The 6,723-nt window shown below is 38.0% G+C and carries 8 protein-coding genes; all 8 read right to left on the reverse strand.

Annotated elements, in window-relative coordinates; genetic code table 11:
• The coding region (locus B2S90_RS08995) for a hypothetical protein (protein ID WP_286696923.1) at positions 1-309 on the reverse strand (309 nt) is incomplete at its 3' end.
• 81 nt (positions 310-390) lie between these two features.
• Entirely contained in the window at positions 391-1,482 is a 1,092-nt protein-coding gene (locus tag B2S90_RS09000) for a hypothetical protein (RefSeq protein ID WP_286696924.1), read from the reverse strand.
• A gap of 29 nt (positions 1,483-1,511) precedes the next feature.
• Positions 1,512-1,871, reverse strand: a complete 360-nt coding sequence (locus B2S90_RS09005; RefSeq protein WP_286696925.1) for a hypothetical protein — start codon at positions 1,869-1,871, stop codon at positions 1,512-1,514.
• Positions 1,872-2,087: 216 nt separating this feature from the next.
• Complete coding sequence (locus tag B2S90_RS09010) at positions 2,088-3,776, reverse strand: hypothetical protein (protein ID WP_286696926.1); 1,689 nt, start codon at positions 3,774-3,776, stop codon at positions 2,088-2,090.
• A gap of 33 nt (positions 3,777-3,809) precedes the next feature.
• The gene (locus B2S90_RS09015) at positions 3,810-4,073 is read right to left on the reverse strand and encodes a hypothetical protein (RefSeq protein ID WP_286696927.1); all 264 of its coding nucleotides are present in this window, start codon (positions 4,071-4,073) and stop codon (positions 3,810-3,812) included.
• Positions 4,074-4,087: 14 nt separating this feature from the next.
• The gene (locus B2S90_RS09020; protein WP_286696928.1) at positions 4,088-5,755 is read right to left on the reverse strand and encodes a hypothetical protein; all 1,668 of its coding nucleotides are present in this window, start codon (positions 5,753-5,755) and stop codon (positions 4,088-4,090) included.
• A 29-nt stretch (positions 5,756-5,784) separates the two neighbouring features.
• Positions 5,785-6,216, reverse strand: a complete 432-nt coding sequence (locus tag B2S90_RS09025) for a hypothetical protein (protein ID WP_286696929.1) — start codon at positions 6,214-6,216, stop codon at positions 5,785-5,787.
• A 327-nt stretch (positions 6,217-6,543) separates the two neighbouring features.
• A partial coding sequence (locus B2S90_RS09030) for a hypothetical protein (RefSeq protein ID WP_286696930.1) occupies positions 6,544-6,723 on the reverse strand: 180 nt, incomplete at its 5' end.

Genomic DNA, 6,723 nt, shown 5'->3' on the forward strand with positions numbered 1-6,723 from the left:
AATTTGAATCAAGTCACGATATAACACACGATTCTCGTCACCGTATTTATTAAAAGTAACAAAACGTCTATCCCCATAAGTAAGGTTAAGTGTACCATTAAACAGACTCCGAACACGAATGCTCTTTCCGTCCTCTGGTTCCGTATAATCTTCTTCGGATGGACTATCCTCGCGTACAACTGCAACAGATTCATTTTGAGCAGAGGAAGTAGAAAAACCGCGTAGCGCAGTAAGAATCTCGCCAAGTGTACCTTTCATTTCTGACATATCTCTTTCAAGATTATCAATTCTCTGTGTATTAGTCGCCATTTTATACCCCTTTCAATCCAAAGAATAATATAAACTCTACTCCTTCGGGAGTAGAGCAATTATTCAAAATTTAACAAGCAATTAGCTTACAGTGATAACACCAGCAATAGCATTGGTGATGACACCGATACCCCAACTCTTGTTAATGGTAGTATTGGTGGTTAGGTCTGCATCTGCATTGCTATCAACAGTGTTAGAGGTAGTAGCGCCCTCTAGGCACAGCTTAACAGGCTTCTGGGCAGAGGGGCTGATGACATAAATCTTATCATCAGGCAGAGCCAGCTTGTACTGGTCAGCAGCAGCATAATCGGCATACTGAGGCATAACCATTACGTCAGTACCATAAATGTTGGAGATATAGCCAACACGAACGTAATCGGAATCAACCATCATACGCAGATTAGCAGACTGAGGCAGTAGGCCATGAACGGCGCTCATAGTACCCATTAGAATGGCGGGAGCACGGTTATAAGCAGAAACAGTCTGAATTAGCTTGATGACACTCTTATCTGCCAGACCAGCAACGTGTAGAGCCTCTGCGCCATTATTCTTAACATCGTCCATGGCGGTAGCAAATGCTAGAGCAATTTCCTTGGTTAGTTCTGCTTCCATAGATAGAACAGCCTTCATCAGGAAACTAGCCATAGATTCCTTGCCACATAGAGCCTTGTACTTATTGGAAGAAACAGAAATATTGTGGTTGAAGGGGATGATAGAACGCTGACCAATATCTTCACGCTGGAACTCAGTATTACGCTGATTCCGACCAGCCTTGGAGACAATAAATAGGTCGTTAGATTCAACATCAAACTTAAAGCTATCACCAATAGCGCCATTACGCATTTCAGTGTAGACATTGGTAGTACGGTCTACGAAATCAGGTAGAACCATATCGATAGCTGCGTCAATAACAGCCATATATGCCCACTGGAAAGTGGGATTCTTAGCCATCATCTCAATGGAAGCGAAAGAATTGTTAAAATCCAGACCAGATAGCTTCTTAACCTCTGCCATCAGCAGGTCGTTAATTCTCTTCTCCTTCTCTGCAAAAGAGATAGAGGTATCAACATAGCCATCATACTGACCACGCTGCTTTGCGTAGTCATTAAAATAATCCTTAATCTTTACTTCGGCAGTCATATCGCCGGAGAAAGCTAGAGTCTTCTCATTCATAGTATTATTCTCCTTTTCTTAAAATATCATCAAGCTACGCAGACAACAAACTTATAAGCGGTAACTGCCTTCTTAACTAGGTTGCCATCGCCAATGTGAGCGGTAGTAGCACCCAGTGCCTTTAGATACATACCAGTAGTAGGAGCAGTACCATCAGCCTGTGCCTTTAGGGCGAACTTACCAGCTTCGGGAATTAGGAACTTTGCAGTAGACATTGCAGTTGCATTAGCTGTGCTAGGAACAATAGTAATGACATCGTCTTCAATTAGCTTGAAAGCATCAATAGGATGACCCTTGATATTTACGAAGTCGCGGATATTGTTATCAATGCCCTTTAGCTCAGTACCATCAGGTAGAGTGGTAATAACAACTTCTGGGCTAGATGCCATCCATAGATTCTTTGCGTTTGCGGCAGGCTTGCCAGCCTTCCAAACAATCTTGCTATCAGCATCAGTAGAATACTCGCTTAGAGCAAAAACCGCACCGTTGGGTACATCCTCTTCGCATACGACAGTACGGTTCCAGTTATCAACATTTAGAGCCGCATAGCCGTTCTTAATTAGAACATCATACATAGTAAAATTTCCTCCTAAATTTAATAATTTTTAATTATCCCAAATGGAACCAGTATATTTCTTCTTCTCTCCATAAGGTAGACCAATCTTGTGAATGTTGCCAGAGGGAGCGCCAACTCGGTCAAACTCTGCGGCTTTTACCATGTTGCTCCATGCGGCTACACTATCATATTCGCTAAATTTAGCGATATAAGCATTACGTTCATCCTCAGACATTTCAACACCCTTTTCAGAGATTTCGTCTAGGACTTCACACATCTTAACCATATTAGCTTCTTGCTTTTCTTTTTCTTCTGCTGCAAGCTTAAAAGCCTTTAGTTCATCATAATCAGACATGGATTTAAATTTAGCCATATATGCTTCATTATCCTTTTTTAGCTTTTCATTTTCAGCAGTTAGATTAGAAATTTTAGACATAGCTTCTTCAAGAGACATAATTTCCTTATCGTCATCATCATCTTTATCAGACTCATCATGACACTCATCGGAATCATCATCTTTATAGCATTCATCGTCAGCCATTTTCTTGCCACAACCCATTTCAGTTTTGCAAGATTCTGTGATGTTCTTGCCACAACCCATTTCAGTTTTGCAAGATTCTGTGATGTTCTTGGTTTCGCAAGCCTCTTCAACCTTTTCCTCGTTCTTTTCTTCGGCTGCTTCCGCTTCCTTTACCTTGGTCTCAGCGACTTCGGCTTCTGTTACTTTCTTCTCTTCTTCCACGTTTTCACCCTCGTCCTGTTTATAATCTTTTGCAAAATACTGATTGAACTCATCTTGCGAGAAACCAAATTCTGCAAAATTTTGTGTATCCAAACCAAGTTCACGATAGTGTTTCAGCAAGTGGGACTTCACGTCTCCTTTAACAATTCCCTGCTGTGCAGCCCTAGAAAATGCGGACTGCAAGCCATCTTTATGAACAATAAGTTTACCATCACGAATAACGTGATGTGGATATTTGAATTTCGTAATTTCATATTTATTGTCAGAGAAATCGCCAATTAAATATGCTTCTTTTAGCAAAGACTTTGCATTAGACGCTTCTGTAATTGGTTTGAATAGCTTCTGACCGGGATTAGACCACTCGCCACTTGTAGCGGCTTCTTTAGAATTGTCAATAGAAATTTTGTCAGCAAAATTTTCTTTAATATAATTTTCTTTATCCTCAGAGAATTTCATAAGCTGAACATTGCTTCCTTTACAAGCCTCTGCAACTTGGTCTGACAAAATAGTAATAGCCTGATATTTCCAGCTATAAACGTCTGGTTTATCAAATGGACCATTATCTTGATAATCAGTAGTGGTCATTTCAACAGATACTTTCTTTCTGTCATTAGAACTATGAATAATATCAACAATATTTTTGGAATAGTTTTTCCAAATAAGAGCTTTAATAGTCAAGAAATTCTTGTCTCGCTCTTCATCATATTCAAAGGTGACAGGATTGTTTTCAGAGTAAACAAACCCAACCGGTATTTCTTCCTTAGAGTGAGTACCAATACCGTCATCATTCCAATCAGTGAACTCAACTACAACGGGAACATTATAAATAGTATTAGCAGTCATTTTAAGAGAATCGAAAGAAATTGGCTGAGTGTGACTATTCTCTTTTTCTGCAAATGCACGAATCTTAGTGATAGCAAATCTATCATCATCTTCAATAACATTTACGTCGTCAATACCAAATGTGAAATATAAACTTTTATTCTCCAATCTCATGTCACCCCCTTTCAAATATAATATTTCAATATATTATTCCTCCATTAGACCAGCCTTAATTAGGTCGTCCACTAGAGAATTGTAAGCACTCTTTAGAGTAGCAATTGTAACATTGCCATCTAGCTTATCGTGGTGCGCAATCTTAGGCGCATCAATTACATTAGTAACATTTTGCACATTGGTAGTAGAACCACCACATTCATCAATAGCATCAGAAATAGCCTGACCGACATTTAGAGACTGAGTTAGACCATTAGAGCTATTTAGAGCCTTAATCACTTCTTTAGATAGTGCCAATTATATCACCTCAATTACTCGTTAAATTCCTTTTTAAGCTCATTAGAACCCCTAGCCCAACTTGCTTCCGTAGACTCAGAATCGCTCTCGGGTTTTGGTGGTCTACCAACGCTACCTTTAGTAAGAGGATTCTCTGGTGGTTTTGTTGTTGTGCCAGTACCAGTTCTAGTTTGCACAGGAGGGGTTAGATATTGATTTAGAGGAATAACCATCCCCTTAACATCAAAACAATTCTTGGAAATTTGTAAGTGCCTTGTATACTCGAATATATTCATATCGTTGCAACGAGCGGCAAGCTGCATATCTACAAATCCTATCTTAGAAAAATCATTGAATAGCGCTTTGCGCTCTGCCTTTTGGTCAGGGACATTTTCATCATGGAAACGAACTTTGAATTTATATTTCTCGGTCATTCTATTAATAAAAAATTCCATAAAATTAGCAAACATAGGATAAAGCGCTTCAATAGTATTGTTATCAATCTGAGAAGCCAGTTTAGACTGATGGCTGTTTAGTTTTTCAGTTCCGAACAAAGCTTCGCTAGAAGCAACACTTTGTTTAACAACAGAACTTGCATAGTCAACATCGGAATTGGTATTTGAAACACTAAAGTCTACGGCTTTAACGTCGTCAGTGGGTAGCACAGCTAAACCAATCTGGCTATTTAGTCCTTTACGGGCAACGCCTAGAAATTTACCAATCATCTCAGGTGTCATATTAATAGAGTTAGCGACCTGACCACTCTTCTGCTCTTTATTGAATCCAAGGATTCCAACCAGAATCTTAGAAGCATCAATAAAGTATTTATCCTGTTGTAAACCTCTAACAACGGGCTGGAAACTAGCATTACCAAGAATGCCCGAATAATAGGGCAAAATAGTTGCTAGTTCTGGGTCGAGTTTAAAACACCAGAATCCATTTTCAGGAGAAGTCTGTTGCCAATAATTAAAACTAGTGTTTCTTGATTGTAAACGTCTTGCAGGGTCATAAGGTTTAGTGAAATTCTTCTGGATACGATTTAACATACGCTTAAAGATTGGTGGATACATATCTATATCAACACCATCCATGTTAATAAACCAGTTCATATCAAAATCAAACAGGTATCCATAATCAAAACGACCTGTAATTTTACAAAACTGCTTCGGGAGTTCTTGTAGGGTATATTTATCACCCTCGTCACGAAGAACATAAAATACTGCGCCCTGTCTAAAAATCTGACGAAGAGCAGCAGCAAACTCTGTGCGATAATCGAACTTGTTACAAAACTCATCTACTTTAGCTAAATCTCTCTTAAATTCTTTAGACTTTAGCTCAGATTCTTTCGTAACATTAATTGGGTCAAAAGTAAGGTTAAATGCGGCTAAATTTGGAAGATATTGAGTCATCCGCTTGAAAGACATATTTGTAATTTCGAGCGTCTGTGCATAATTAGAAAGGATTTCTTCTGAGTCTTTTGCATTTTTTAGAGCGTTTTCAATTTCTGTAACCGTTGCATCTACTTGTGTTAAATTAATATCCTTTAACCGTCTGTTAATAGCGTCTGGTGTATTATAGTCAGCGCTTCTATAACTGCGATTATAAGAATCAGAAAAATTCATAAAATAATCATACGCATTTAGAACATCATTAACCTGTTTTTCAGACAATGTTTCTTGTTCAACTTTCTTTTTTCTTGGCAAACATCTCACCTCGCTTTCTTCTTAAATAATTATCCAAAAAATGTCCAGTCTAATAGGCTGTTAGTTTCTTGTTTATTAATGTATTGGTCTTCTAATAACTTGGCGTACCAAAGACCATAAGCCAAAGACATAACACGGTCTTTACGATTCCCCGCTTTTTCCTTTAGGTTAATATATCCCTGAGTAACCACCTGTTCCAAACTAATTGCCTCATCAACAAGCCGATTAGTTTGTACATAAGGATTCATAAGACGTTTCTTTAAATCCTCGTCTTCAATCTTATAATACTGATAGTTCTTCATCATATAATCAAGACCCTCTTGACTATCAACAAGTAGATTAACTCGCCCATCAGTAATCAAATCACGCATATTACTAAACATAGCAGACTTTAATTGGATTGGAGTTTTAACAGAATAAATTACGGGAACTGCATTTCTATCAACAGTACGGTTGACCATCTTAATATCTTCTGGATTAACTACTGTCCATGCAGGGTAAGTAACACCACGATTTTCATCGTAGGTTTCCGTAGTAGCATAGTCAAAAATAGAAATACCCCATTTGTTATCTTTAGAGCTTTTTATCTCTAAATTCTAACACTTAACATTCGTATTAGTTCAGCATATCTTTTCATCCTAAATTTAAATAGGAGTTGCGGACTCTTGGAGATGTTATATTCTATAAATAGTTTCAATCTCTATGCGTTGCGTGTGTTATATATATTATTATATAACTTCCACTCTGATTAGCATTCCAGCCTTCCAGTTTTCTTCCGCAATACTTAATTATATATTACTATATAATTGGCGCAAGCATTTCACGCCTTGTGTATCAAGTATCATATAATCGCATTCAAACTCATAAAATAATTGTTTCATTCTCTTAGTTTGAGCGATTGAGTTTAGACCGTGCATACTATCTGCGTATGGCACAATAATTGTATATCTTCCACTATCAGGAATTAA

The organism is Catenibacterium sp. UBA627 (assembly GCF_002299355.1).
Taxonomy (GTDB): Bacteria; Bacillota_I; Bacilli_A; order Erysipelotrichales; family Coprobacillaceae; genus Catenibacterium; species Catenibacterium mitsuoka.

Bases quoted from the DNA above. Each gene is read 5' to 3' on its own strand.
- B2S90_RS09010 (WP_286696926.1), bottom strand. From the start codon at position 3,776: ATGAGATTGGAGAATAAAAGTTTATATTTCACATTTGGTATTGACGAC.
- B2S90_RS09000 (WP_286696924.1), bottom strand. From the start codon at position 1,482: ATGAATGAGAAGACTCTAGCTTTCTCCGGCGATATGACTGCCGAAGTA.
- B2S90_RS09005 (WP_286696925.1), bottom strand. From the start codon at position 1,871: ATGGCATCTAGCCCAGAAGTTGTTATTACCACTCTACCTGATGGTACT.
- B2S90_RS09025 (WP_286696929.1), bottom strand. From the start codon at position 6,216: ATGGTCAACCGTACTGTTGATAGAAATGCAGTTCCCGTAATTTATTCT.